A 25,386-nucleotide genomic window follows, 5' to 3' on the forward strand; every position below is an offset into this window, starting at 1 on the left:
CGATGCGGGGGGAACAAGACCACCGCGCTCTACCGTCGAGAGTACTCGCTCAAGCGCCTGAGAGCGGTCAGAGTGGTGCCCGTCCGAAGTTCGACGAGGCGGACACGACGACGGCCCCCCGTTGCAGCGGAGGGCCGTCAGATCGCCTCGACCCAGGTGGCACCCGAGATGGAGACCTCATGAGCGTAGAGCCGTATCAACCCAGCCGGCCCCTTCACCCGCACCGGATGCCCCGGGCGGTGGATCTCCGGGCACGTCTGCTGCTGGCGTTGACCGTCGGGCTGGCGGTGTCACAGGTGGACCCGTCCCTACTCGGCGTCCTGGCAGCGGCCTTGCTGCTGGAACGTTCCGAGTAGCGCACCCGTGAGCTGGAGCCGGCTGGCGGGGACTCACCTACATGGTCCCCGCCAGCCGGCGGCCTCGGACACAACCGTGTCCGGATGATCGGGCACGGACACACCTCACGCCCTAGAGCCGCTCCCGCCGACCAGGTCATGTCCGTGGGGTGCTTCTCTACTACGACGCCTGCTGGGTCGTTCAGCTGCGGAGCAGGTCGACTGCTTCGAGCCACCACCTACGCCGTCGCCGCCGGAGAGCCTTGGACATCAGAACGCTGAGGATGGACAGGTGTTGATCGACCACAGGACCTGCTCGTGATCGGCGTCGAGCTGGCCGTTAGCACCGTGATGCAGTCCATGCTGCAGGCCGGCGCCCGCGAGGCCGTGTCGGGGCTGAAGACGAAGATCGGGCGGCGTCCTGGTCGAGCAGCTCGTCGAAGCACCTATCAAGTCCTGCAGGTCAAGCTCGCCCAAGCCCAGCTTCGGGCGGGCCTTCTCCAAGCCCTCCACCGCAGCCACCTGTCCCCCGGCAAAGCGGTGACCGGGCTGATCGCCTATCCGGCCATGGTCAGGACGCTGGATCACGCCCTGACCGACATGGCCGAGGTGATGGACGCCTGGCTGTCGGTAGGGGGCCTTGCCCCGGCCGCGGTGGCCGCGGCGGCTGATGACGCGGTCATGGCGATGGCTGGTCTCCTGGAGCATCCTGCTCGGACCTGGTGGCAGTCCGGACGCCGCGAGCAAGCTCAACTACACGCTCGGGCAGGCCAGCGCTTCGACGAGGCCTTGGCCGAGTTCATCCGGCTGACCGTCGCCGACAGCGGGCGCACCCGCGGTGAGCGGCGTGCCGCTCGGCGGCGAACAGTGACAGTGCCAGGGACGGTTACTACGCCGCGGTCATAGTGGCGCGACGTCCCCAGCGCCACCGGGCGGCTGCGCCAGGATCGTTGTGGCCCAGGGAGCCAGCGCAGCTGGCCGTGGCCTGCACCTACGGGGAGACCGTTACCCGTCCGCGAGCGGCGGGGCACCCGTCGGCCGGCGAGGCACCTGGTGCTTGTCCAGCGCACGCCGGACGGCGGTCTGGGACCGGTCGATCAGCTCGGCGACCTCGCGCAGCGACCGCCCCTCCCGATAGGCGGTGACGATGAAGTTCTCCAGCTGTCGCTGCAAGAGCGGGTGCGCGCTGTCCCGCGTGCCGACGAACTCCGGACGCGGCCGCAGCTGAGGACGGGGCGGGTAGGGCATGGCCTGAGTCTGAGCAGCACGGGAGCGGCCAGACCACCCAGCGCCGGATCTCCTCCCTGGGACGGGTGGCATCCCGGCGAGGCGAGGCGGTCCCTGACAGCATGAGTCGGTGAGCGCAGCCGAACTCGATCTGGTGACGCTCGAGCGGCTACGCCCGGTCGCGGACGCTGCGCAGGTGAGCGTCCTGCTGGGAGCCGGCGCTTCCGCCGCAGCCGGCCTGCCCGACTGGAACAGCCTGGCGACCAAGCTGCTGCAGCTCAGCGGCACGATCGATGACGAGGAGACCGCCCGGGCCTTCTTGGCGGGCCAGGACCCATCCCTGGCCGCGGAAGCAGCCAAGGCGGCCGCTGATGACTGGCTCGAGCTTGTACGCGAGGCTCTCTATCCCCCATCGCTGGGGGAGGCAGAGCCGGCTGCCCTGCACCTTGCCGTGGCGTCCCTGGCCGCCGGGCGTCTGGTCGGCGAGGTCGGCCTATTCACGCTCAACTTCGACCTGCTGATCGAATGGGCGCTGCAGGATGCGCTGGACGAGGTCGGAAGCGATGCAGGTGTCCATGCCCGGGACACCGAAGACGACCGGGCACCCCGGGATGCCTTTGAGGTGCACCACCTTCATGGGTACCTGGGCCAAGATCCCGTCGACACGGGCGAGATCGTGTTGACCCTGTCGGACTTCACCAAGCTGAGCGCCCAGTCCTCGCCCTGGCAGCGCGCTGAGTTGCAAAGTGCCCTCAGCCGCGGACCACTGCTGCTGGCGGGCACCTCCTACCGGGACAGCGACATTCGACAGTGGCTGCACGAGCTCAATCTCGCCACCCGCCCCGACAAGGGCTTCATCCTCTTGGCCCGCGAAAGCTTTGGACTGTCCCGGCACCAGTTCGACCTGGTCAAGGACGCCCTGGTGGCGCAGTGGGCATCGATCGGGGTCTCCGCGGTCCTGGTGCAGGACTACAGCGATGCCGCTCAGGCGATCCGCGAGCTGAGCGCCCTCAACGATGTGGACTACTTAGCGCCGAAGGTGCGGGCCGGAGCCCTGTGGGACGGCATCCAGGGCGACTTCGAGCAGCTGCAGCGGGAGCACTCCGACCAGCTGGCCCGCGACCTCACTCGCCTGCGCCCGGTGCTGGGCGATGACGCCAACATGACCTTGTGGCTGGCCGATGGGGCCGGCCACATCGTGCGATGGAGCTCCCACGACCGCCTCTACCGGGGCGCAGAGCAACTGCGGACGGTTCCGGTCGGCCATGACAGCCCCTGGATCGCCGGGCAGTGCCTGGGCCGGTCGGAGATCCTGGCCCGCAATCTCTCCGAGGCAATGAGCACCCGGCGATGGCAATCGGTGGTGGCTGCCCCGTGTGTCGCGGACTTGCCCGGCGGGCCTCCACTTCCGACGGCAGTGCTGAGCTCAGCGGCGACGTCCCCCCTCGAGAACCAGGACCTGGATGCCTGGCACCAGGTGCTCACTGAGCTGGCGGAGGAGTGGGCAGGGCGGCTGTCCACCCTCGCCGAGTGATGACCGCCACGTCTTTCCTGCCGTTGCCGAGTAGAACAGCTACGGTGACCTCAGCGAGCAAAGGGAGGCAGCAGTGAAGTCAACGAAGAAGACTTCGGTGCGCGAGGTCAGCCCCGGCACGTTTCGGGTGAGCGCAGTGCGCGGCCGCAGCGCCATGACTGGCCGCTTCGTCACATCGGACGCTGTTCACCGGCACTCCCGCACCTCCGTGACCGGGCAATCGAGCGCGGGGCGGTCGAGCACCCGCAGCTCTGGCACGGGCCAGGCTTGACCAACCCGATCGACCTACGCCGGCGGTATCCGCACAGCGCACGCAGCTGTCCCTGACTTTTTCGGGGCTGAACGAGGCAGGGCCCCCCGCACTTGCACTGCGGGGGGCCCTGCTGCTTGCTGGAGCGGTCAGCTCTTCTCGGTGACGCTGGTGTTGGGGTGCCGGGCGGCCGCCGCCCCCGAGATGAAGTGACCCGTGATCGCCGAGCGGTGGTGCGTGCCCGAACCCCGGTTGCTCCCGGACTCGGTGACGCTCGTCCGCGGGTGCCGGGCGGCAGCCGCGTGCGAGATGTACCGGCCGGTGATCGCGCTCCGCGCGTGGCCCTTGGCCATGGTGTCTCCGTTCTATCAGTGCGCCTGCCGTTACAAGCGCTGCTTAGGATGCTAAGCACACTCCCGCCGGGATGCAAGGCCCAGCGCGCGCCGCTTGCTCAACTAAGCAAAGCGAGACATGATGACGTGCGTGTCCGCCACCCCCAACAGCCCGCTGTCCGCGGGATCGCAAAGCCTGGGTGCCTACTTGAAGTCGGCTCGTTCGGCACTGGGTCTGAGCTTGCGTGCGGTTGAAGAGCGCACCGGCAAGGCCGTGACCAACGGCTACCTCAGCCAGATCGAGAGCGGCACAGTCACCCAGCCCTCGCCCAACATGCTGTATCACCTGGCCCAGGCCTACGACCTGGACTACGGCGACCTGCTCGTCCGAGCCGGCCACCGGGTCCCGCACAGCGACGACACGGCGCAGCGAGGCATCCTTGCCGGCTTTCCCATGCACGCCCTGGAAGAGCTCACTGAAGGTGAGCGCGGCGAACTCCTCGACTACATCGCTTTCCTCCGATCCAAGCGCCCCTCGAGCCGAGGTAGGTAAGAGCCCACGTGCCCCCGCTTCATGCCGCTTCCCTAGAGGACATCCGCCGGTACGCGCGGGGGGCGCTCCACGCTGCCGACGCGCTGGCGCAGACACCCACGCCGCTGGCCGCGGTCGAAGCCGCAGCGGGCCTGCTACCTGCCGAAGAGCTCTTCCTGGCTGGGGCCGACGTCCCGCCTGGGTTGGCTGACAGCGTTGCCAGGCTCATGAAGAAGGTCATGGGAGGCCTGGCATACCGAGAGAAACGGGTCTACCTCAACACCGCCGAGCTGGCTCTCCCCCGCCGTCGCTTTGTCCACGGCCACGAGCTTGGTCATCAGGTGCTTCCGTGGCAGGAGCAGGCGTATTACGCCGATGACGACAACACCTTGAGCCCTGAGACCCGCGACGCCATGGAGTGGGAAGCCAACGCGTTCTCAGCCGAACTCCTCTTCGGCCTGGACCGCTTCACCACGATGGCCGATAGCTACGCCCCGGGCCTGGCCGTGCCGCTTCACCTGAGCAACGAGTTCCAGACCTCAGCCCATGCGGCCATTCGCCGATATGTGGCGACGAGCCAGCACCGGGTTGCCCTCCTGACCCTGGGCCGCTTCACCCGCCGGGTCCCTCGCGGCCCCTACCTGCCAATGATGAACGACCAGTGCGCCGAATCGCCGGGGTTCAGCGAACGGTTCGGATCGATCACCGACCTCGCCGCCCGCCCCTTGGTGCTGGCCGAGCACCCAGCTATAGCAGCCGCTGAACGCGTTGCCCCAACGGGCCTGTTGGAAGACAACGATGACCTCGTCATCGAGACCAAGCGGGGCATGACGACATTTCAGACTCAGGCCTTCCACAACGGCCGTCTGCACTTCGTCCTGCTCTATCAGCAAGGGCGCTTCAACGGCCAGCGCCTGCGCGCGGCCTGACACTGAGCCCAGTGTCACGACAGTCGCGGCCGGCACCTGGACTGTTTGGCGGTGGCGGGGCCGGTGAGCGCGTCGGTCCGTTAGGCCCGCCGGCAGCTTGCTGACGGATGTCCCGACGCGCCAGCGGCGGGACGCACGCGCGACCCCCGCGCGAGCCCCAGCACCCGGCCGGTGCTGCTGCTGGCCGGGTGCCGGGACGGCTGGGGCGGGGCCGCCGGTGGGCGGCCCCGCCGTCGGCTCAGTCCTCGGCCGGATCCTCGTCGATAGGGTCAAGCTCGGTGTCCCTACCGCCCGACCCCTCTGGGGCCGGGTGTTCTTTGCCCTGACGACCGCGGCCACGGGCTCGGTCAACCCACGACCACTCCCGGTCGCCCGGAGGTCCCACGGTCAGGCGCGGAGTGCGACCAGTGCTGCGCGCAGCAGTGACAGGGCGGTCTCCTCGCTCATTCCGGCTCGGTGGGCTCGACTGGCCAGTTCAGCGGCCGCCTGCCGCACGTCGCCAGCATCGGCTGCCGGTACGGAGGGGGCGGCCACGACGGTGCCGAGTCGCCGTCGGCTGGCGACCAGGCCAGCTGCTTCGAGTTCGCGGTAGGCCCGGGCCACGGTGCCGATGGCAACGCCGAGGTCAGCGGCCAAAGCTCTCATGCTGGGCAGCCGGGCGCCTTCCTCGAGCTGCCCACTGTCGATGGCGGCTGCGATCTGGGCGCGGATCTGCTCATAGGGAGGGGTGGGGCTAGCAAGGTCGACGGTGACGTCCACGGGTTGTCAGCGCTTCGCGTCGACGAGTTCGTCGGCGGGAACGGGGACGCGGGTCCGGATGAAGAAGACGCCGACGCCGGCAACACCGCCGAGCAGGCCGCTGAAGGCCAACACGCCGCCGACCCACGGCAGGACCGAAGCGGCCGCGCCGACGGGCAGGTCCTCGAGGCGGGCTGCCTGGGCTGCCGTGATCGCAGCGCTGCGGACCGCCAGCCCGCTGACGGTCACGAGGCCAGCGACCAGGATCATCGCTGCGGTGGTCGCTCCGCGGAGCACCCGCTGGGCCGATGCCCGCCGGAGGGCGTCTTCGACGTCGAGGTCATCGGTGACAATTGCGGGGCGGTTGGCGACGACCCACAGTGCTGCCGTGCTCAGCGCGAGCAGGCATCCCAGGCCCACCAGCGCCGGCATGCCGTAGAACGAGCCCACGTAGGGAGACGCCGCCCCCTCGACCAGGCCGCTGCCGGCGTAGACGGTGATGCTGCGGTTGGCGTCGTAGCGGTTGTCGGTCACCGCTCCCACCGCGATCACCCCGATCCCGGTGACCAGCGTGCCGATGGCCGTTCGCAGCAACCAGGCCGGGAGGGCCTGCAGCAGGCCTCGATGCGCCAGCCGCGCCCGCCGGACCATCCCGCCAGGCCGGGGCCAGGTCAGCTCCCCGACCAGGATGACACCGGTGTGCGCGACCCCGAAGGCCAGCGGCAGCATCATCGCGGCCACCCCGGGCCGCCCAGCCGCCGGAGCCAGCGGCGCCGGCAGCAGCACGGCGACGGCAGCGGCCACCGCGGCGAGGAGGCTTACTACTACTGCGGTCGCCGAAGTTCGCTGGGCGTGCCGTTGCGCTCGGCGAACCGTGTTTTCTTCACCATGGGCGAACTGGCGCATGAGCAGCGCCGCACCGCCGGCGACCAAGCCGACCAGGAGCAGGAGCACGAGCAGCGGAGAGATGTACATGCCGTCCTCAGTTCGTCTGTATCAAGTAGGCAGCACATTGACACAGGCGAGCGTGCGACTCGGGGACGTTCGATAGCAGGCGTGTTGCGCGGCAGCACCGCCGTGGACTGTGGTCGGCGGTCGAAGTCCCCGGCGACAAGGCGAGAGTCGCCCTACTGACGCGAGCGGCGAACGATCTCAGTCCGGGTTGGAATGCGGTAACCCGCCGGCGGTGGGAGCTTGTGACGCGCGCAGGTCGGGAAGACCAAGGTGATGGTCTCGACCTAGGGAGCCACCGGGCGCCCGGCACAGCTGAGACAACGACGGCTCTCGGTTTCGAGACACGATTCCGGACAGCACTAGGACGGCTTGTCGCCAACGAAGGCAGGCGACACCACTTCTCCAGAACGGCGGTTGTTGCAACCCACCGGGCGGTATGCCGGACGACGCCCCTCGCTGAGCCGCCAGGATGTCTACATCTGGTCCTACCTTGCAGTGCCAAGCCTGACCGGCATGCGTGAGGAACGACCAGAGAGGTTCGTCCATGGACAGCCCCGATGACCTGCTGACCACCGCCGAGGTCGCCCAGATCATGCGCTCACCGGTGTCCACCTTGAGGTACTGGCGGCACCTCGGCACCGGCCCGCACAGCTTCCGACTGGGGCGTCGGGTCGTCTACCGCCGCGCCGACGTGACCGCCTGGCTGCTCGAACAGTCAGAGGCGGGGCGCGCGGAACGAGCGGTCTGAGCAGTGAGCGTGACCGCCGTCCTGCCGTCGTGCCAAAGATCCGCGAAGGCGCCCCCGTTGCTCACCGCCCCAGGACGCGAGCGGCTTCGGCGCTGACCACCTGGCGGCCGAAGTAGACGTCCAGCGTCATCGAGGGGTTGGCGTGACCGAGCTGGTCGGCCACCTGGCGCGGGGTGAAGCCGGCTTCGTCGAGTCGGGTGGCGACGGTCTTCCGGAAGGTGTGCGAGGTGACCCACGACCACGGCCCCTCCGTGCACCGGACCTGTCGGCCGCCGGGCACCGGGCGCACGCCGACCTCAGCGCACGCTTCGCACTCGAAGCCGTCCAACAGCTGGCGTAGATCGGTGGAGACGTTCGTCGGGTCCCGCAGCGTGCCCGACACGGGCGTCGGAAACACCAGCGCGGTGTCCGGCCGCAGCGGCGAGGCCAGCCGCCGGCGCACCATTTCGACCGCGAACTGCGGCACCGCGACGATCCGCCAGCCGGCAGCGGTCTTCGTCCGCGGCTGCACGACCATCCCCTGCTTCGGCACCCGCACCGCGGTGGCGTTGACCTCCCACGTGCCGGCGTTCAGGTCGAGCAGCGGCCGGCCGTCCGCCTTGCCCGTCCGCAGCGCCAGGGCCTCGCCGATCCGGGCACCGGTGGCGAGCATCCAGTCGACCAGGTCTGGGACGTCCAGCTCGGCTGCACGCGGGCTGGAGTGGAACAGCTCGACCAGCCGCCCGGTGTCCTCCACCGACAGCGCCCGCGGCGCCTTCTTCGCGGTCGTGTTCAGCCGGGCGCCGGCGTCACGCACCGGATTGGACGTCACCGCGCCGTCCGCGATCGCCAGCGCGAACATCCCCGACAGGCACGCCCGAGCCGTCTTCGCCGCTCCCGGGCCACTGCGCTGGGCGATCGTGGTCAGCGCCCGGTTCACGGTGCCCGGGGTGATCTCCCGCAGGCACAGCTGCCCGAACGCCGGGATCACCTGGGTGCGCACCGTCGAGCGGTAGGTGCGCTCGGTGCCGGTCGACCAGCCGTGCTCAGCAGCCAGCCAGGCGTCGGCCAGCGTCGCCATCCGGGAGGCTGCGGTCAGCGCACCCGTCCCACCCGGAGAACGGCGGACGGTCAGCTCCACCTTCAGCGCCCGCTCGGCTGCGGCCCGGCTCGCCGCGGTCTTGGACACCAGCCGGACCTGGCCGTCGTGGTCGCGGAACTTGACCCGGGCCTTGACCATGCCGTTGGGCATGGTCGCGAACAAGACCTTGCCGCTGGTGCCCAGCGGCAGCGGTGGACGGCCCATCGGGGCACCTCCGGCGCTCGGTAATGAGTGCCTAAAGAGTGCCAGCTCCGCCTTCACCTCGGAAGAGAAAAGGCCCCGACCGGCGTCTTCGCTGGTCAGGGCCTCGCTCTGCTCCCCCGACTGGACTTGAACCAGTAACCCTGCGATTAACAGTCGCATGCTCTGCCAATTGAGCTACGGGGGATCAGCGGGGCGAACCCGCTGGCCCGACGAGAGTACCGCACGGCCTCGGAGGCCCTGCGAACGGCTCACCGACGGCGGGGCGATCCCGGCCACAGGTAGCGTGATCGTCGTTCACCTCGCGTCCACCCAGGAGGTCCACCGTGGCCAAGCTTTCGTTCCTCGCCGGTTTCGGTGCTGGCTACGTGCTCGGTGCGCGGGCCGGACGCGAGCGCTACGAGCAGATCCGCCGCGGCTGGGAGCAGGCCAAGGACGACCCGCGCCTGCAGAGCCTGGCCGGCATGGCCCAGGCCCGCGCCGACGACGCCGTCTCCGCGCTCAAGGCCCGCATGGGCGGCGAGCCGCCGCGCTGACGCGGTCCTAGTCCGGCTGCTCGGCGGCGAGCGCCTCGGCGAGCTTCTGCCGGGCCGCCTCCCGCGCCACCGGGTCGTGCCGGTCGGCGTCGTCGTCGAACACGACGGTCCACTCCCGCTCGGCCTGGCCGGGCACCCGGCGGGCGACCAGCAGCACCCCGCCCCGGTCCGGCAGCGGGGTCCGGCGGCTGGTCACCACGGTCTGGTCCACCCGCTTGCGCACCACCGCCGGCAGGTCGCCGGCATCGGCGAGCACGTGCCGGACCACCGGCTCCCGGGCCTGGACGCCCGGCTCGACCTCCGTCAGCGCCGTGACCGCGAAGCTGCCGCCGCCGTCGTTCGTCCCCGCCCAGCGCGCGGAGCCGACCAGGTGCCACGGCACCATGCCCCCGGCGCCACCGACGACGCGCAGCCCGCGCGAGGTGGCGACCAGCCAGCCGCCGTCGCGGGCCAGCACGCCCCAGGCGAGCACCCGCTCGTCCGGGTCGGCCAGCGCGGCGCGCACCTCCTCGGGCGGCCGGGCGAACCGGCGCCGCACCGCGTCGAGCAGGCTCACCCGAGCCCGCCGACCGCGCGCTTGCGCAGGGAGATCGCCAGCTGCTCCAGGTCCATCAGCTGCTTGAAGGCCTTCATGTACTCGTCGCCGGCCTCGACCGGGTTCATCCGCTGCAGCCGCCCCTTGAGCCCGGCGATCTCGCGCACCGTCGCCATCTCCTGCAGGCGCGCGACGACGGCGTTCACGTACCCGGCGTCGGCCTCGCCGACCGAGCGCAGCGGCTCGACCGCCAGCGCGGTGAGCAGCGCCCGGGCGCTCTCCCGCTCGCAGTGCTGCGCCACCTCGTCCAGCCACGCCGGACCGGTGACGGCCGTGCTCGCCGCGCCGCCGGCAGCCGCCACGGCCGCGGCGACGGCGGCGTAGTCGGGGTCGGTGAAGGCGGCGGGCGGCACGGCGTCGAAGGCCGGCCCGGCGTACTCGGGCACCTGGAGCGCGGCCTTGACCGCCTCCCGCTCGACGGCGACCGCGGCGTCGTCCGGCGTCCGCCTCGGTGCGCGCGGCCGCCCGCGGGACGGCACCCCTCCCCCGTCGCCGGACACCCGGCGCATGCGCTCGAGCACCTCGGACTCGTCGACGTTGCCGATCATCCCGGCCAGCTCGCGGGCGTAGGCCGGGCGCAGGGCGTGGTCCTTGATCTGCGCGACCAGCGGCGCGGTCTTCTCCAGCGCGGCTACCCTGCCCTCGACGGTGTCCAGGTCGTAGCCGGCCAGCGTCGTCCTCAGCACGAACGCGATCAGCGGGGTGCGCCGGGCGACGAGGTCGCGGACGGCGGCGTCGCCCTGCTCCTGGCGCAGCTCGCAGGGATCGCGTCCCTCCTGCTCGACCGCGACGAACGTCTGCCCCACGAAGCGCTGGTCCTCGGCGAAGGTCTTCATCGCCGCCGCCTGGCCCGCCGCGTCGCCGTCGAAGGTGTAGACGACCTCGCCGCGGAACTCGTCCTGGTCCATCAGCAGCCGGCGCAGCACCCCGATGTGCTCGGCGCCGAAGGCGGTGCCGCAGGAGGCGACCGCCGTCGTGACGCCGGCGAGGTGGCAGGCCATCACGTCGGTGTAGCCCTCGACGACGACGGCCTGGTGCCGCTTGGCGATGTCGCGCTTGGCCCGGTCGATGCCGTACAGCACCGAGCTCTTCTTGTAGAGCGGCGTCTCGGGGGTGTTGAGGTACTTCGGGCCCGGGTCGTCGTCCATGAGCTTGCGGGCGCCGAAGCCGATGACGTCGCCGGTGATGTCGCGGATCGGCCACACCAGCCGCCGGTGGAACGGGTCGATGAGCGTGCCGCGGGAGGACTCCTTCGCCAGCCCGCCGGTGACCAGCTCCGCCTGGGTGAAGCCCTTGGCCCGCAGGTGCCGGGTCAGCGCGTCCCAGCCGCCGGGCGCGTACCCGCAGCCGAAGTCCAGCGCGGCCTGGCGGTCGAACGCGCGGTCGGCGAGGAACTGCCGGGCCGGGGCCGCCTCGGGCGTGGTGAGCTGCTCGGCGTAGAACGCGGCGGCCGCGGTGTTGGCGGCGACCAGCCGCGCGCGCTGGCCCACCGAGGCGCGGTCGGGGCCGGCGGTGGGTCGCCCGCCGTCGTCCTCGTACTTCAGCTCGATGTTGGCGCGGTTGGCCAGCAGCTCGACCGCCTCGGTGAAGGACAGGTGGTCGATGTCCTGCACGAAGCGGATGACGTCGCCGCCGACCCCGCAGCCGAAGCAGTGGTACAGCCCGCGGGAGGGCGTCACCTGGAACGAGGGCGACTTCTCGTCGTGGAACGGGCACAGCCCCTTGAGGCTGCCGCCACCGGCGCGCTTGAGCTGCAGGTGCTCGCCGATGATGTCGTCGATCTTGCTGCGCTCGCGGACCAGCGCGATGTCGGCGGCCCGGATCCGCCCTCGCCCGGCCATCAGCTGCCTCCCGCCGCCGCGGCGCCACCGGCGATCGCGGCGGTGGCCGCGGCCTGGTCGCGGCGGCTCATCACCAGCGCCAGCCACAGCAGGAAGACCTGGTGGTCCAGCGGCAGCGTGTCGTCTGCGGTCAGTGTCGGCCGCGGCGACCAGCCACCCGTGGTCCCGGTCTCGGCGACCACCCGGTCCCCGGCCAGGTAGCGGTGGCCACCCTTCCAGCGGGACACGACCTCGGCCCGCACCGGGAGCCCCTCCAGGTCGACCTGCCAGGTGCCCCTCCAGAACGACGTCTGCTCCGCGCTGATCCGGACGGCGTCCTCCGGCTCGCTCGCCCACCGGCCGGTGAGCCTGCGCTTCTGCTTGGCGAGCACCCACTCGCGGTCGCCGACGACGGCCGTGGCCGCCTCCTTCCAGCCGGGCGCGCGCAGGGTGGCCACGACGACGCCGTTCCGGAGGACGGGCAGGACGCGCTTCTCCACGCCCGCCGAGCCGGCCTTGCCCAGTTCGAGCACTGTGTCCTTCCTCAGCCGATGCCGGGTGCCCCGGCGACGCTCTCGCCGGTGACGCGGTAGAGCAGGTAGGCAGCAGTCTCCCGCAGGATGTAGCGGAACTGGGTGTCGCGGGTCTGCACGGCCGGGCCCTGCCGGGTCGGCGAGCTCTCGGCCTGCATGCCGGCGTCCTCGGCCATCCGCTCGGCCCGCATGGCGTGCCACGGGTCGGTGACGAGCACCGCGCGCTCCCAGCCGCGGTCGGCGAAGGCCGCGCCCACGGCCCGCATGCTCTCCAGGGTATCGACGCCCTCGGGCACCGCGAGCAGGGCCTCCGCGGGCACGCCGGTCTGCGCCAGGTAGTCGCGCCCGGCCTCGGCCTCGGCGAACTGGTCGCCGTCGGCCTTGCCGCCGACGGTGACGACCACCGGGGCGACGCCCTCCTCGAACAGGTCGCGGGCGTGCTCCAGCCGGGCCTCGAAGATCGAGGACGGGACGCCGTTGTACTGCGCCGACCCCAGGACCACGATCGCGTCGGACTGGGGCCGGGAGTCCTGCCGCGCGGTCCACCAGATGCCGAGCGCGGTGGAGACGACGAGCAGCACGGCGGCCAGGACGACCGCACCCACCACCCGCGTCACGAGCCTCCACACCAGCACCCGTCATGGGTACCACGCGGGACCGACGGCGTGCGCTCCGCGGGGGCCTCCACGGACCGGCCCCGCCAGCCGATCCCACCCCTATCTGGGAACGATTATCGTTTGCGCTACGGTGACGCCCGTCCACCTCTAGCTCCAGGAGAAACCCGTGCGCCGCCTGACCTCCCCCTCCCTCCGCGTCATCGCCCTGACCGCGGCGCTGCCGCTGGCGCTCGCCACCGGCTGCGCCTCGACCGACGGCTCCGATGCCGCCGCCCCGTCCGAGACCACGTCCGCCCCCGAGCCCACCGAGGTGGGCGGCAGCTCGCCGCGGCTGGCCCTGACCTACGACGGCGGCATCCAGGTGCTGGACGCCAGCACGCTGGAGGTGCTCGCCGACGAGGAGCTGGACGGGTTCAACCGCCTCAACCCCGCCGGCGACGGCCGCCACTTCCTCGTCTCCACGCAGGGCGGCTTCCAACTGCTCGACGGCGGCGCCTGGGCCGAGCCGCACGGCGACCACTCGCACTACTACACCGCCGAGCCGCAGCTGACCGACGTCGTCTTCGAGGCGGAGAAGCCGGGCCACGTCGTCGCCCACGCCGGACGGACGGTGCTGTTCGACGACGGCACCGGGCGGGTCACCGCGTTCGACAGCGCGGACATCGCCGACCCCGACCGGGAGGTCGAGGAGCTCACCACCCCCGAGGCCCACCACGGCGTCGCGGTCGAGCTCGAGGACGGCACGATGCTGGTCTCCGACGGCACCGAGGAGGAGCGCACCGGCGTCCGCATCCTCGACGCCGACGGGAACGAGGTCGCCGCCACCGACGACTGCCCCGCCGTGCACGGCGAGACCGTGGCCGCGGACGAGGCGATCGTCATCGGCTGCCAGGACGGCGCCGTGCTCTACGCCGACGGCCGGCTGACCAAGATCGACAGGCCGGACGAGTACGGCCGCATCGGCAACCAGTTCGGCACCGAGGACTCGGCGATCGTGCTCGGCGACTACGAGCGCAGTGCCGAGGACCGGTCCAGCACCGTCGCGCTCATCGACACCACGACGGCCCAGCTCCGCCTCGTCGACCTGCCGGCGCCCTACTGGTACCGCTCCTTCGCCCGCGGCCCGGCCGGCGAGGGCCTCGTGCTCACCTACGACGGCGCCCTGCAGGTGATCGACCCGGTCTCCGGCACGGTCACGAGGTCCATCCAGGTCACGGCTCCGTGGGAGGAGTCCGACGACTGGCAGGACCCGCACCCGCAGGTCGTCGTCGTCGGCGGCATGGCGTACGTGACCGAGCCGGCCACCCAGCGGATCCACGCCGTGGACGTCGAGGGCGGTGAGGTGTGGAAGAGCGCCGACCTCGAGGTGACGCCCAACGAGCTGGCCGGCGTCCCCGGGGACGTCGACGAGCACGCCGGCCACGAGCACGAGCACGACGAGTGAGGCCGACCGGCAGGCGGCGGGCCGTCCCGGCAGCGGTGCTCGTCCTGGGCCTCGCCGGCTGCGGCGCGGGCCAGGCGGCGGAGGACGACGGCCGGCTCGACGTCGTCGTCTCCTCCTACCCGCTGCAGTACGTGGCCGAGCAGGTCGGCGGCGAGCACGTGGCGGTCGCGAACCTGACTCCGCCCGGCGGCGACACGCACCGCCTCGACCCCGCCCCCCGCGACGTCGCGGCGCTGTCCGAGGCCGACGTCGTGGTGCACCTGTCCGGGGGCATGCAGCCGGCCGTGGACGACGTCGTCGCCCGGGAGCGGCCCGAGCACCTGGTCGACGCGGCGTCCGTGGCCGACCGCGGCCCGGACCCGCACTTCTGGCTGGACCCGCTACGCCTGGCCGGGCTCGGCCGGGACGTGGCAGCGGAGCTGGCGGAGGTCGACCCGGACCACGCCGACGACTACGCCGCCAGGGCCGACCGCCTGGCCGACCTGCTCGCCGGGATCGACCGCGAGTACACCGAGGCGCTCTCGGACTGCCGCGGCGCCACGCTCCTCGCCTCGCACGAGGCGTTCGGCTACCTCGCCGAGCGGTACGGCCTGCGGCAGGTCGGCGTGGCCGGTCTCGACCCGATGGTCGAGCCCTCACCCACCCGGGTGCGGGCGGCGGCCGACGCCGTGGGCGGCTCGGGGGCCAGGACCATCTTCTTCGAGGCGGCGGCGGGGTCCTCGGTCGCCGAGGTGCTGGCCGCCGACCTCGGGCTGGCCACCGACGTCCTGCACCCGATCGAGCGGGTGCAGGACGGGGAGAGCTATCCCGGGCTCATGTCGGCCAACCTGGCCGCCCTCGAGCGCGGCCTCGTCTGCAACGGCTGACCCCGCGGAGGCCCCCGGCCGGCGCCCGCCGGCCGGGGGCCGTCCGTCAGCCGAGGGCCGCGCGCCCCGCCTCGAGCCGGGCCACCGGAACCCGGAACGGCGAGCAGGACACGTAGTCCAGCCCGACCTCGTGGAAGAAGTGCACCGACTCGGGGTCGCCACCGTGCTCGCCGCAGATGCCGAGCTTCAGGTCGGGGCGGGCGGCCCGCCCCGCCTCGACACCGATCCGCACGAGCCGGCCCACGCCCTCGCGGTCCAGCGCCTCGAACGGCGAGATGCCGAAGATGCCCTTGTCCAGGTACTGGTGGAAGAACGCGGCCTCGACGTCGTCGCGCGAGAAGCCCCACGTCATCTGGGTGAGGTCGTTGGTGCCGAACGAGAAGAAGTCGGCGTGCTCGGCGATCTCACCGGCGGTGAGCGCCGCGCGGGGCACCTCGATCATCGTGCCGATCAGCGGGGCGACGTCGATGCCGCACGCCTGGCACACCTCCGCGAGCACCTTCTCCGACTCCTCGCGGATGGCCTCCAGCTCCTGCACGGCGCCGACCAGCGGGATCATGATCTCCGGCCGCGGGTCGCCACCGGCCTTCTTCCGCTCGCACGCGGCCTCGGCGATCGCCCGCACCTGCATGTCGAACAGCCCCGGGACGACCAGCCCGAGGCGCACGCCGCGCAGGCCCAGCATCGGGTTGGACTCGTGCATGCCGCGGACGGCGGCCAGCAGCCGCAGGTTGCCCTCGTCGGGCTCGCCCCGCTCCTCGGCCAGCGCCACGCGCACGGAGAGCTCGGTGAGGTCGGGCAGGAACTCGTGCAGCGGCGGGTCGAGCAGCCGGACGGTGACCGGGAGGCCGTCCATGGCCTCGAAGATCTCCAGGAAGTCCTGCTTCTGCAGCGGCTCCAGGGCGTCGAGCGCGGCCTGCCGCTCCTCCTCGCCGTCGGCCAGGATCAGCTTCTCCACCAGCTGGCGGCGGTCGCCGAGGAACATGTGCTCGGTGCGGCACAGGCCGATCCCGCGCGCGCCGAAGCGGCGGGCGCGGCCGGCGTCCTCCGGGGTGTCGGCGTTGGTGCGCACGTCGAGCCGGCGCACCCGGTCGGCGTGCGTGAGGATCCGGTGCACGCTCTTCACCAGGTCGTCGGTGCCCTCGGCGTCAGGGTCGATCTCGCCCTCGAAGTATCGGACGACCGACGACGGCTCGACCGGTACCTCGCCCAGCCACACCTTGCCGGTGGAGCCGTCGATGGAGATGACGTCGCCCTCGTTCACGACCGTGCCGTCGGGGGCGGTGAACCGCTTCGCCTTGGTGTCGACCTGCAGCTCCTCAGCGCCGCAGACGCAGGTCTTCCCCATCCCCCGGGCGACGACGGCGGCGTGCGACGTCTTGCCGCCACGGCTGGTGAGCACGCCCTCGGCGGCGATCATCCCGGAGAGGTCGTCGGGGTTGGTCTCCCGGCGGACGAGCACGACCTTCTCGCCGCGCTCCGCCCACTGGGCCGCCGTCTCCGAGGAGAAGACCGCCTTGCCGACCGCCGCACCGGGCGAGGCGTTCATGCCCTGGGTGAGCTGCGTGGCGTCCCCGCCGGAGACGAAGCGGGGGAACATCAGCTGCGCGAGCTGGTCACCGCTCACCCGGCGCACCGCCTCGTCCATGTCGATGAGGCCCTCGTCGACCAGCTGGGTGGCGATGCGGAAGGCCGCCCCGGCGGTGCGCTTGCCGACGCGGGTCTGCAGCATCCAGAGCTTGTTGCGCTCGACGGTGAACTCGATGTCGCACAGGTCGCGGTAGTGCGACTCCAGCCGCGACATGATGCCCATGAGCTCGTCGTAGGCGGGCGCGTCGATCTGCTGCAGGTCCACCAGCGGCACGGTGTTGCGGATGCCGGCGACGACGTCCTCGCCCTGCGCGTTCTGCAGGTAGTCGCCGTACACGCCCTGCTCGCCGCTGCCCGGGTCGCGGGTGAAGGCGACCCCCGTGCCGGAGTCCATCCCGAGGTTGCCGAACACCATCGAGCAGACGTTGACGGCGGTGCCCGCGTCGCTGGGGATGCGCTCGCGGCGGCGGTAGATGATGGCCCGGTCGGAGTTCCACGAGTCGAAGACGGCGTTGATCGCCAGGTCCATCTGCTCGCGCGGGTCCTGCGGGAAGTCGGCGCCCGTGTGGTCCCGGACGATCGCCTTGAACCGGCCGACGACGTCCTCCAGGTGCGCGGCGTCGAGGTCCAGGTCGGAGTCGGTGCCCTGCTCCTGCTTCACCTCGTCGAGGGCGTCGTCGAACAGCTCGCCCTCGATGCCCAGGACGGTCTTGCCGAACATCTGGATCAGCCGGCGGTAGGAGTCCCAGGCGAACCGGTCGTTGCCGGACTGGGCGGCGAGCCCCTTCACCGACTCGTCGTTGAGGCCGACGTTGAGGACGGTCTCCATCATCCCGGGCATGGAGGCGGCGGCACCGGAGCGCACGGACACCAGCAGCGGGTCCGCCGGGTCGCCCAGGGTCTTGCCCATCGCCTTCTCGAGCGCGGCGAGGTGCTCGCTGACCTGGGCGTCGAGCTCCGGCGGCGTGCCGCCGTGCTCCAGGTAGTAGCGGCAGGCGTCGGTGGTGATGGTGAACCCCGGCGGCACGGGCAGGCCGAGGTTCGTCATCTCGGCGAGGTTGGCCCCCTTGCCGCCGAGGAGGTCCTTCTGGTCCTTGCTGCCCTCGCTGAAGTCGTAGACCCACTTGGCCGACGGATCGCCTGACATCCCCGTACCTCCACGCTCGACTACCGGCCTCCGCGTGGTCGAGATGGTGCCGCACCGGAGGCCTCCGGTCTGCCCGCCCGCTCGCGCCGGGAGGTGCCCGGACGCCGGTCAGGATCCCGTGATCTTGGCGCAGAGCGGGGTGCGGCGCGATTCGGCCACACCCCGGAGGGGTCAGCCCGCGATGCCGCAGATGCGGGGGCCGTCCTCGTTCTGGACCCGCAGCTCGGTGGTGGTGCCGTCGTCCCAGCGGACGGCGACGACCTGCACCGCGGCCCCCTCGACGGCGTCGTCGCGGACCTCGCCGATCTCCCCGCCGCCGGAGCCGAGGTAGGTGCCGGCGACCTCGTCGGGCTCGAGCCGGTCGCGTTCGTCCTGGCACAGCATCTGGTAGGCGGTGTCGGTGTCCCCGTCGGACATCGAGTCGACGAAGACCTGCGCCGCGCGCGTGGCCTGCTCCTGCGGCGAGCCCTTGAGCAGGTAGAGGAAGCCGACCATCGCGACGGCCAGGACCGTGATGCCCACGAGGCCCGCGACGATCCAGGTCCTCCCGCTGCGGGGGGTGCCCGTGTGCAGCGGTGCCGGGTCGTCGTCGTAGAGGAAGGGTCCCTGCGTCATCCACCGCTCGTCTCGAGTTCGGCACCCACGGGGGGCCGGGGGTCGTCCCGGTCGTCGAGCCAGCCCTCCGGCAGCGCCACCGGGCGGGGCGTGCTGGTCCGTCCGCGCGGCGCACCGAGGACGGCGGTCGGGTACGGCTGGTCGGGGATGCCGGCCAGCAGCTCGGCCAGCTCGTCGAGGCTGCTCACCATCGCCAGCGCCCGGCGGACGTCGCCGCCCACGCTGAAGCCCTTGAGGTACCAGGCGACGTGCTTGCGGAAGTCGCTGCAGCCGTGCTGCTCGCCGTGCTCCTCGGCCAGCAGCTGCGCGTGCCGGTGCATGACCGCGGCGACCTCGCGGAAGGTGGGCAGCGCGCGCCGGGTCTCCCCCGCGAACGCTGCGGCGAGGTCGCCGAACAGCCACGGCCGCCCCAGGCAACCCCGGCCGATGACGACGCCGGCGCACCCGGTCTCGGCGACCATGCGCAGCGCGTCGTCGGCCTCCCAGATGTCGCCGTTGCCGAGCACCGGGATGTCGACGGCCTCGACCAGGCGGGCGATGGGCCCCCAGTTCGCGGTGCCGCTGTAGAGCTGGTCGGCGGTGCGCCCGTGCAGGGTGATCGCCGCGGCGCCCTCGTCCTGCGCGACCCGGCCGGCGTCGAGGTAGGTCACGTGGTCGGCGTCGATGCCGATGCGGGTCTTGATGGTGACCGGCACGTCCTTCGCCGCGCGCACCGCCTCGCGGACGATGTCGCGCAGCAGGACCCGGTGCCAGGGCAGGGCCGAGCCGCCGCCCTTGCGGGTCACCTTGGGCACCGGGCAGCCGAAGTTCAGGTCGATGTGCGCGGGGCGGGTGCCGGCGACGCCCTCGTCGACCAGCATCCCGACCGCCCGGCCGACGGTGGCCGGGTCGACGCCGTACAGCTGGACCGAGAACGCGTCCTTCTCGTCGGTCGTCGCGCGGATCATCCGCAGCGTCTTCTCGTTGCGCTCCACCAGCGCCCGCGTGGTGATCATCTCGCAGACGTAGAGGCCCGCCCCGAACTCGCGGCACAGCGTGCGGAACGCCGGGTTGGTGATGCCGGCCATCGGCGCGAGCACCACCGCGGGGTCCACCGTGAGCCCGCCGAGCCGCAGCGGCGGGAGTGCCGTCGTCGTCGGCTCGAGCGTGCTGGTCACGGCACCCAGGGTAGGCGGCGACGCCGGTCACCCTCGCCGCCCGGCCGGGTGAGCCGGGGGCCGGGTCGACCCACCTCACCGTCGGTGGGCCCGCGCCACAGCGCGGGTCGACGGTCGGCGGCGCGACTCGACCCGCGCTGCGTCCCCAGCGAGCAGCTCGTCCACAGATGGAGCCGGTCTCGGCGCCGGCGCCGGCAGCGGCACGACGGTCGTTCCGTGGCCACTCCCCTGCACGTCCCGCTCGCCGTCGACGAGCCCGCCCGCCGGCGCCTCGGCATCTTCACCACCGCCGACCTCGCCCGTCGAGGCGTGACCGAACGAGAAGTCCGGACGGCGACCCGTACGGGCGCGTGGGTGCGGCTGCGCACGGGTGTGTTCGTCAGCGCCGGTGACCTCGCCGAGGTCGAGCGCTCCGACCGTCGGCCGGGGCTGGAGGCCCTCGCCGTCATGGCCGGCCTCGCCCGTCCGTCCGCCGTCCTCAGCAGGGACACCGCGGCCTGGGTGTGGGGCCTCCCCCGGCCGCGCACCACCGCTCCGGTCGGCGTGCACCTGACCGATCCGCACACGTGGCGCCGCGGGCGTGGCTGGCTGATGACCCGTGCCGCGCTGCCCGACGACGAGGTCACCCTGCGGGGCGCCTACCGGGTGACGGCGGCGGCCCGCACGCTGGTCGACGTCGCCCGGACGTGGCCGGAGGTCCACGCCGTCGCCGCCGTCGACGCCGCCTTGCTGCGCGGCCTGACGACGCGGGACGAGATGCGCCGCGTCCTCGCCCGCCAGGTGAACGTGCCAGGGATCCCACGCGCCGTCCGCGCCGTGGACCTCGCCGACGGCCGGGCCGAGTCGTGGCTGGAGACGTGCGGGCGGGTGACGTTCGCCGCGCTCGGCCTCCCGCCCTTCGTCCCGCAGGTGGAGCTGTGGGTCGCGGGAACGCTGCTCAAGGTCGTCGACGGCTGGTACCCCGAGGCCGCGCTGGCCGTGGAGTTCGACGGGCGGGTCAAGTACCGGCGTCCGCGCTTCGGTCGCTCCCCGGAGCAGGAGCTGTGGGAGGAGAAGCGCCGGGAGGACCTGCTCCGTTCGACCGGGGTCCGGTTCCTCCGGGTCGGCTACGAGGACCTCGCCGGGGGGCGCCGTGAGCTGGACCGGGCAGCACGGCGGCTGCTCGCCGCACCCGGCCCCGAGGTACCCGACGTCCGGGCCGTTCCGCGAGCGGAGGGTCGCTCCCGGGTGGGCGAGGCCGGGGACGACGGATGGCTGGCCCGGGTGGACGACGGCGTCGGCCGACCGGGTTGACCCACCTTGGCGTCCCCTGACCGGAGCTGTGGCCCGGGGCACCGGTCGGCCGTGCGGGTCACCCCGGCGCACGGCCGACCGGCGGTCCGAGGATCAGAACGGGTAGACGCGGGGCTCCACCTGCATGCTGATCCACCGCAGCTCGGTGAAGGCGTCGATGCCGGCCTGGCCGCCGAAGCGCCCGTACCCGCTGTCCTTCACGCCGCCGAAGGGCATCTGCGCCTCGTCGTGCACCGTCGGCGCGTTGATGTGGCAGATGCCGGACTCGATGCGGCGGGCCACCTGGAAGCCGCGCGCGGCGTCCTTGGTGAAGACCGCGGCGGAGAGCCCGTAGGCGCTGTCGTTGGCCTTGGCGACGGCCTCGGCCTCGCTGCTCACGCGGGTCACGGTGACGGCCGGGCCGAAGATCTCCTCGTGGAAGATCTCCATGTCCGGGGTCACGTGGTCCAGCACCACGCCGGGCATGATCGTGCCGTTCGGCTCGCCGGTGGTGAGCACCTTCGCGCCCTTGGCGACGGCGTCGTCGACCAGCCGCTGGATGTGGTCCACGGTGCTCTGGCCGATGACCGAGCCCAGGACGACGTCCCCCTCGCGCGGGTCACCGACGGGCAGCGACTCCACCCGGGCCACGAGCTTGGCGACGAACTCGTCGGCGATGGACTCGTCCACGATGATCTTGTCGGTCGACATGCAGACGTGGCCCTGGTTCACGAAGCCACCGAAGGTCGCGCCCTGGACGGCGGCGTCGATGTCGGCGTCGTCGAGGACGAGCAGCGGGTTCTTGCCGCCGAGCTCCAGGACCGCGGGCACCAGGTGCCGGGCGCAGACCTCGCCGATGATCCGGCCGACCCGGGTGGAGCCGGTGAAGTTCAGCCGGCGGACGGCCGGGTGGGCCACCATCGCCTCGGTCACGTCGGCGGCGTCCTCGGGGGCCACGGTGATGACGTTGACGACGCCCTCGGGGAAGCCGGCCTCCAGCAGGATCTCGCCCAGCAGCATGTGCGTGGCCGGCGAGAGCTCGGAGCACTTGAGGACGACGGTGTTGCCGGCCGCGAGCGGGAAGGCGACCGCCCGGGTCGAGAGGATGACCGGCGCGTTCCACGGCGCCATGCCGACCACGACGCCGGCGGGCTGGCGGACACCCATGCTCAGGCTGCCGGGGATGTCCGACGGGATGACCTGACCGCCCACCGAGGTGGTCAGGCCGGCGGCCTCGCGGAGGATGCCCGCGGCGAGGTGGACGTTGAAGTGGCCCCACCCGGCGGTGGCGCCGCACTCGGCGGCCATCCGCTCGACGAAGCGGTCGGTCCCGGCCTCGAGCAGGTCGGCGGCCTTGAGCAGGAGCATGCGCCGGGTGCTGGGCGTGGTGGCGGCCCAGCCCTCGAACGCGGCGGCGGCGGCCTCCACGGCGCGGACCGCGTCCTCGACGCCGGCGGCCGGGGACCTCGTCACCACCTCGCCGGAGACGGGGTTGGCGCGGTCGAAGGTCCGTCCGCTCGCGGCGGACGACGGCTCACTGCCGATGAGCAGGCTGGTCTCGAACACTGGTGCACTCCTGGAGCTGGGTCGGTACGGGTGGAGCGGGCCCCGACGGCGGACCGCCGGCCGACGACGGGTCGCGTCGTCGGCCGGCGGTGGCCGGGTGGGGCCCGCGGTGGGACGTCAGGCGGTCGCGACGGAACCGGTGTTCATCGCGGCGAGGATCTCGTGCTGTCGGAGGGTTTCCCCCGCCAGCTCGGCGCACACGCGGCCGTGGTGGAGGACGAACACGCGGTCGCAGAGCGTCGCGAGCTCGTCGAGGTCGGTGGAGCAGAGGAGGACGACGGCGCCGGCCTCGGCGACGGAGCGCACGAGGCCGTGCATCTCCGCCTTCGCGCCGATGTCCACGCCGCGGGTCGGGTCGTCGAGCAGGAGGACCGACGGCTGCGTCTGCAGCCACTTCATCAGCACGACCTTCTGCTGGTTGCCGCCGGACAGCAGGCCCGCGCTCTTGTCGAGCGAGGAGGTGCGCAGGTTGACCCGGCCGGCGTGCTCGCCGGCCCGCCGGCGGAGCGCCCCCTTGCGGACCAGCAGCCCGTCCCGCGCGAGGGCGACCGAGCGGACCTGGCCGGCGTTGTCCCAGATCGGCTTGTCCAGCATCAGGCCCAGCCGCCGGCGGTCGCCGGTCACCAGCGCCACGCCGCGCGCGATGGCGGCGCGCAGGCCCTTGGGGGCCGGCGAGCCGTCGGGCAGCAGGACCTGCCCGGACGAGGGCTGGCGCAGACCGGCCACGAGCTCGAGGACCACCTGGTGGCCGGCCCCGGCCACCCCGGCCATCCCCACGACCTCGCCGGGGGCGGCGGTGAGCGAGACGCCCTCCAGCCGGTCCTCGACGGAGACGTCCTGGACCCGCAGCACGCCGCTGCCGTCGGGGGCGCCGACGGTCCCGCTGAGGTCCACGGTCGCCTCGGGGCGGGTCTCGGCGAGCTCGGCGTGCCGCTCCCCCAGCATCGACTCCACGATCTTGGGGATGGTGAGGCCGGCCAGCGGTGCGGCGTCGAGCACCGTGCGCCCGTCCCGCAGGATCGTGACCTCGTCGCAGAGCGCCATGACCTCCTCCAGGATGTGCGACACGAAGACGACGGCCACCTGCCGGTCCCGCAGCACGCGCAGGATGTCCAGCAGGACCTCCGCCGTCTTCGAGTCCAGCGCCGAGGTCGGCTCGTCGAGGATCAGCACCCGCGGGTCGGTGACCAGGGCCTTGGCGACCTCGAGGAGCTGGCGCTGGGCCAGCGAGAGGTCACCCACGCGGTCCTTGAGGGACACGCGCAGGCCCAGCTGGTCGAGGATCGGCCGGGCGAGCGCAGCCATGCGCCGGCGGTCCACGAACGGTCCCCGGCGGGGCTCGCGCATCGGGAACATGTTGCTGAGGACGTCGAGGTCCGGGAAGAGGCTGAGCTCCTGGGAGACGACGGCGACGCCGTGCCGGGCGGCGTCGGCCGTGTCGGAGAAGGAGACGTCGGACCCCTCGAGGCGCAGCACGCCGGCATCGGGGCGCACCGCACCGGTGATGATCTTCACCAGCGTCGACTTGCCCGCACCGTTCTCCCCCAGCAGGGCGTGCACGGTGCCCGGGCGGACCCGGAGCCCCGCGTCGGCCAGTGCGGTGACGCCGCCGTAGGTCTTGCGCACGTGCTGCGCCTCGAGGGCGAACATCAGTTCTCCAGCTCGGTGATGTAGTCGTCGATGTTGGCGAACTGCTCCTCGGCGACGTCCTTGAACCAGGCCGCGCGCGAGTCCTCGTCCTTCTGGCGGGCGATGATCTCGTCGACGTTGTCGGCGGTCACGAGCAGCTCACCCGGGTTCCACCAGCCGGTGGGGAGCTCCTCGCCCTCCTGGGCGTTGAGGGCCAGCAGGCGCAGGCCGATGTATCCCTTCAGCCAGTGCTCCGGCGAGGAGATGGCGAACAGGTGGCCGTTCTTCAGGCCCTCCAGCGCCGCCGGGTCCAGGTCGCAGGCGCCGGCGAGCCAGGTGGCGTTCGTGCTCTCGTGCAGGCGGGCCAGCGAGACGGAGTCCTGCGCGCCGGCACCGAGGTACGCCACGGCGTCCGGGTGGGCCTTGAGCAGGTTGTTCCAGGCGTTGAAGTTCTCGGTCGGCTCGTTCGCCGTGGCCAGCGGGCCGACGATCTCCAGGTCGGGGCGCTCGGTCTCGAGCAGCTCCTTCATGCCGGCGAGGCGCTCCTCGATGGTCGGCAGGCCCGGGATGGCGTTGCCCAGGACGACCTTGCCGCCCTGGCCCTCCGGCAGCTGCTTGATGAGCTCCTCGGCGAGGATGCGGCCGACGTTCTCGTTGCTGTTGCCGACGAAGAACTCGACCCCGCTGCCCTCCGGCGGCGCGGTGTCGATCGACACGATCGGGATGTCGTTGTCGGTGGCCTGGCCCAGCGGGCGGGTGAACAGGTCCGGGGTCAGCGTCTCGAAGAGGATGCCGTCCTTGGAGGTCTGCATCGCCGACTGGAACATCTGCACCTGCTGCGGTCCGTTGACGCCGGCCGGCGCGGACTCGCTGTAGTTGACGCCCTCGCGCTCACCGGCCGCGGCCTTGGCGCCCAGGGCCATCTCCTGCATCGCGTTGATGGTGGAGGTGGCGTAGACGAACGAGAGGTCGACCTCCTTGGTCGAGCTGCCCGAGCCGGAGTCACCGCCGTCCGAGCCGCAGGCCGCGGTCAGGGCCAGCGTGGACGTGATCGCGAGCGCGGCGACCGCGTTGCGCCGCCGCGACGGTGCGGCGTTGGTGAGGGATCGCATGGGTCCTTCTCTCTGTGGGCGGGTAG

General features: G+C 72.2%; 24 protein-coding genes and 1 tRNA gene. 9 read left to right on the top strand and 16 right to left on the bottom strand.

The genetic code is table 11. The features are described from left to right. The first annotated feature begins 653 nt into the window (after window positions 1–653). Entirely contained in the window at window positions 654–1,241 is a 588-nt protein-coding gene (locus tag E4P43_RS07585) for a hypothetical protein (protein WP_135144839.1), read from the top strand. 99 nt (window positions 1,242–1,340) lie between these two features. Here E4P43_RS07585 and E4P43_RS07590 read toward each other — a convergent pair whose 3' ends face one another. Beyond that, a complete protein-coding gene (locus tag E4P43_RS07590) occupies window positions 1,341–1,583 on the bottom strand; it encodes a helix-turn-helix domain containing protein (RefSeq protein WP_135144841.1) in 243 nt (80 codons plus the stop codon). Between the two features lie 109 nt (window positions 1,584–1,692). Here E4P43_RS07590 and E4P43_RS07595 point away from each other — a divergent pair, with 109 nt between their 5' ends. After that, window positions 1,693–3,096 (top strand): SIR2 family protein, encoded by a 1,404-nt coding sequence (locus E4P43_RS07595; RefSeq protein ID WP_135144843.1) that lies wholly within the window; start codon window positions 1,693–1,695, stop codon window positions 3,094–3,096. Between the two features lie 399 nt (window positions 3,097–3,495). Here E4P43_RS07595 and E4P43_RS07600 read toward each other — a convergent pair whose 3' ends face one another. Next, the gene (locus tag E4P43_RS07600) at window positions 3,496–3,699 is read right to left on the bottom strand and encodes a hypothetical protein (protein WP_135144844.1); all 204 of its coding nucleotides are present in this window, start codon (window positions 3,697–3,699) and stop codon (window positions 3,496–3,498) included. Window positions 3,700–3,829: 130 nt separating this feature from the next. On the opposite strand from E4P43_RS07600, the gene E4P43_RS07605 reads away from it, so the two are divergent. Further along, a complete protein-coding gene (locus E4P43_RS07605) occupies window positions 3,830–4,231 on the top strand; it encodes a helix-turn-helix transcriptional regulator (protein WP_167759109.1) in 402 nt (133 codons plus the stop codon). Window positions 4,232–4,437: 206 nt separating this feature from the next. Beyond that, on the top strand, window positions 4,438–5,139 hold the full coding sequence (locus E4P43_RS07610; protein WP_135144848.1) for an ImmA/IrrE family metallo-endopeptidase: 702 nt from the start codon (window positions 4,438–4,440) through the stop codon (window positions 5,137–5,139). 387 nt (window positions 5,140–5,526) lie between these two features. Here E4P43_RS07610 and E4P43_RS07615 read toward each other — a convergent pair whose 3' ends face one another. Together E4P43_RS07615 and E4P43_RS07620 are read right to left on the bottom strand one after the other, a co-directional pair. Further along, entirely contained in the window at window positions 5,527–5,898 is a 372-nt protein-coding gene (locus E4P43_RS07615; protein WP_135144849.1) for a GntR family transcriptional regulator, read from the bottom strand. A 6-nt stretch (window positions 5,899–5,904) separates the two neighbouring features. Next, window positions 5,905–6,831 carry a hypothetical protein gene (locus E4P43_RS07620; protein WP_135144851.1) on the bottom strand — a complete coding sequence of 309 codons (927 nt, stop codon included), beginning with the start codon at window positions 6,829–6,831 and terminating at the stop codon, window positions 5,905–5,907. A 544-nt stretch (window positions 6,832–7,375) separates the two neighbouring features. On the opposite strand from E4P43_RS07620, the gene E4P43_RS07625 reads away from it, so the two are divergent. After that, entirely contained in the window at window positions 7,376–7,579 is a 204-nt protein-coding gene (locus E4P43_RS07625) for a helix-turn-helix domain-containing protein (protein ID WP_135144853.1), read from the top strand. A gap of 61 nt (window positions 7,580–7,640) precedes the next feature. Here E4P43_RS07625 and E4P43_RS07630 read toward each other — a convergent pair whose 3' ends face one another. Next, window positions 7,641–8,864, bottom strand: coding sequence for a tyrosine-type recombinase/integrase (locus E4P43_RS07630; protein ID WP_167759110.1), 1,224 nt, complete (start codon window positions 8,862–8,864; stop codon window positions 7,641–7,643). 111 nt (window positions 8,865–8,975) lie between these two features. Then, window positions 8,976–9,048: transfer RNA gene (locus tag E4P43_RS07635), tRNA-Asn, on the bottom strand. 139 nt (window positions 9,049–9,187) lie between these two features. On the opposite strand from E4P43_RS07635, the gene E4P43_RS07640 reads away from it, so the two are divergent. Continuing rightward, window positions 9,188–9,397 (top strand): hypothetical protein, encoded by a 210-nt coding sequence (locus E4P43_RS07640; RefSeq protein WP_113800862.1) that lies wholly within the window; start codon window positions 9,188–9,190, stop codon window positions 9,395–9,397. Between the two features lie 7 nt (window positions 9,398–9,404). Here E4P43_RS07640 and E4P43_RS07645 read toward each other — a convergent pair whose 3' ends face one another. Genes E4P43_RS07645 through E4P43_RS07660 form a run of 4 tightly spaced genes read right to left on the bottom strand, consistent with a single transcriptional unit; the run spans window position 9,405 to window position 12,962 of the window. Beyond that, a complete protein-coding gene (locus tag E4P43_RS07645) occupies window positions 9,405–9,953 on the bottom strand; it encodes a hypothetical protein (RefSeq protein WP_135144855.1) in 549 nt (182 codons plus the stop codon). Then, entirely contained in the window at window positions 9,950–11,833 is a 1,884-nt protein-coding gene (dnaG, locus tag E4P43_RS07650; protein WP_135144857.1) for a DNA primase, read from the bottom strand. The genes E4P43_RS07645 and dnaG overlap by 4 nt, the downstream gene beginning before the upstream one ends. Then, entirely contained in the window at window positions 11,833–12,345 is a 513-nt protein-coding gene (locus E4P43_RS07655; RefSeq protein ID WP_135144859.1) for a hypothetical protein, read from the bottom strand. The genes dnaG and E4P43_RS07655 overlap by 1 nt, the downstream gene beginning before the upstream one ends. Before the next feature lie 11 nt (window positions 12,346–12,356). Further along, window positions 12,357–12,962, bottom strand: a complete 606-nt coding sequence (locus E4P43_RS07660; protein WP_245158993.1) for a YdcF family protein — start codon at window positions 12,960–12,962, stop codon at window positions 12,357–12,359. Window positions 12,963–13,128: 166 nt separating this feature from the next. Here E4P43_RS07660 and aztD point away from each other — a divergent pair, with 166 nt between their 5' ends. Then, the gene (gene aztD / locus E4P43_RS07665; RefSeq protein WP_209313774.1) at window positions 13,129–14,406 is read left to right on the top strand and encodes a zinc metallochaperone AztD; all 1,278 of its coding nucleotides are present in this window, start codon (window positions 13,129–13,131) and stop codon (window positions 14,404–14,406) included. Continuing rightward, complete coding sequence (locus E4P43_RS07670; protein WP_135144863.1) at window positions 14,403–15,272, top strand: metal ABC transporter substrate-binding protein; 870 nt, start codon at window positions 14,403–14,405, stop codon at window positions 15,270–15,272. Before aztD ends, E4P43_RS07670 begins: the two co-directional genes overlap by 4 nt. 46 nt (window positions 15,273–15,318) lie before the next feature. Here E4P43_RS07670 and ppdK read toward each other — a convergent pair whose 3' ends face one another. The 3 genes from ppdK to dusB form a co-directional block, all read right to left on the bottom strand. After that, window positions 15,319–18,009 (bottom strand): pyruvate, phosphate dikinase, encoded by a 2,691-nt coding sequence (gene ppdK, locus E4P43_RS07675; protein ID WP_135144864.1) that lies wholly within the window; start codon window positions 18,007–18,009, stop codon window positions 15,319–15,321. A 171-nt stretch (window positions 18,010–18,180) separates the two neighbouring features. Continuing rightward, the gene (locus E4P43_RS07680) at window positions 18,181–18,624 is read right to left on the bottom strand and encodes a hypothetical protein (RefSeq protein WP_135144865.1); all 444 of its coding nucleotides are present in this window, start codon (window positions 18,622–18,624) and stop codon (window positions 18,181–18,183) included. Then, window positions 18,621–19,781 (bottom strand): tRNA dihydrouridine synthase DusB, encoded by a 1,161-nt coding sequence (dusB, locus tag E4P43_RS07685; RefSeq protein WP_135144867.1) that lies wholly within the window; start codon window positions 19,779–19,781, stop codon window positions 18,621–18,623. The genes E4P43_RS07680 and dusB overlap by 4 nt, the downstream gene beginning before the upstream one ends. A 216-nt stretch (window positions 19,782–19,997) precedes the next feature. Between dusB and E4P43_RS07690 the strand changes: the two genes are divergently transcribed. Then, entirely contained in the window at window positions 19,998–21,074 is a 1,077-nt protein-coding gene (locus tag E4P43_RS07690) for a type IV toxin-antitoxin system AbiEi family antitoxin domain-containing protein (RefSeq protein WP_209313775.1), read from the top strand. A 93-nt stretch (window positions 21,075–21,167) separates the two neighbouring features. Here E4P43_RS07690 and E4P43_RS07695 read toward each other — a convergent pair whose 3' ends face one another. From E4P43_RS07695 to E4P43_RS07705, 3 genes are all read right to left on the bottom strand, one after another. Further along, window positions 21,168–22,619: an aldehyde dehydrogenase gene (locus E4P43_RS07695; RefSeq protein WP_135144869.1), complete on the bottom strand. Its 1,452-nt coding sequence runs from the start codon at window positions 22,617–22,619 to the stop codon at window positions 21,168–21,170. A 117-nt stretch (window positions 22,620–22,736) separates the two neighbouring features. Beyond that, window positions 22,737–24,269: a sugar ABC transporter ATP-binding protein gene (locus E4P43_RS07700; RefSeq protein ID WP_135144870.1), complete on the bottom strand. Its 1,533-nt coding sequence runs from the start codon at window positions 24,267–24,269 to the stop codon at window positions 22,737–22,739. Beyond that, the gene (locus tag E4P43_RS07705; RefSeq protein ID WP_135144872.1) at window positions 24,269–25,360 is read right to left on the bottom strand and encodes a sugar ABC transporter substrate-binding protein; all 1,092 of its coding nucleotides are present in this window, start codon (window positions 25,358–25,360) and stop codon (window positions 24,269–24,271) included. Before E4P43_RS07705 ends, E4P43_RS07700 begins: the two co-directional genes overlap by 1 nt. Window positions 25,361–25,386 lie beyond the last annotated feature (26 nt).

Origin of the sequence: Blastococcus sp. TF02A-35 (assembly GCF_004571075.1) — a bacterium.
Classification (GTDB): domain Bacteria; phylum Actinomycetota; class Actinomycetes; order Mycobacteriales; family Geodermatophilaceae; genus Blastococcus.

What these genes read in the sequence shown, in the direction of transcription:
- E4P43_RS07590 (WP_135144841.1), bottom strand. Translation starts at nt 1,583, where the DNA reads ATGCCCTACCCGCCCCGTCCTCAGCTGCGGCCGCGTCCGGAGTTCGTC.
- E4P43_RS07680 (WP_135144865.1), bottom strand. Translation starts at nt 18,624, where the DNA reads ATGACGCAGGGACCCTTCCTCTACGACGACGACCCGGCACCGCTGCAC.
- ppdK (WP_135144864.1), bottom strand. Translation starts at nt 18,009, where the DNA reads ATGTCAGGCGATCCGTCGGCCAAGTGGGTCTACGACTTCAGCGAGGGC.
- dnaG (WP_135144857.1), bottom strand. Translation starts at nt 11,833, where the DNA reads ATGGCCGGGCGAGGGCGGATCCGGGCCGCCGACATCGCGCTGGTCCGC.
- E4P43_RS07700 (WP_135144870.1), bottom strand. Translation starts at nt 24,269, where the DNA reads ATGTTCGCCCTCGAGGCGCAGCACGTGCGCAAGACCTACGGCGGCGTC.
- E4P43_RS07705 (WP_135144872.1), bottom strand. Translation starts at nt 25,360, where the DNA reads ATGCGATCCCTCACCAACGCCGCACCGTCGCGGCGGCGCAACGCGGTC.
- E4P43_RS07630 (WP_167759110.1), bottom strand. Translation starts at nt 8,864, where the DNA reads ATGGGCCGTCCACCGCTGCCGCTGGGCACCAGCGGCAAGGTCTTGTTC.
- E4P43_RS07625 (WP_135144853.1), top strand. Translation starts at nt 7,376, where the DNA reads ATGGACAGCCCCGATGACCTGCTGACCACCGCCGAGGTCGCCCAGATC.
- E4P43_RS07610 (WP_135144848.1), top strand. Translation starts at nt 4,438, where the DNA reads ATGAAGAAGGTCATGGGAGGCCTGGCATACCGAGAGAAACGGGTCTAC.
- E4P43_RS07600 (WP_135144844.1), bottom strand. Translation starts at nt 3,699, where the DNA reads ATGGCCAAGGGCCACGCGCGGAGCGCGATCACCGGCCGGTACATCTCG.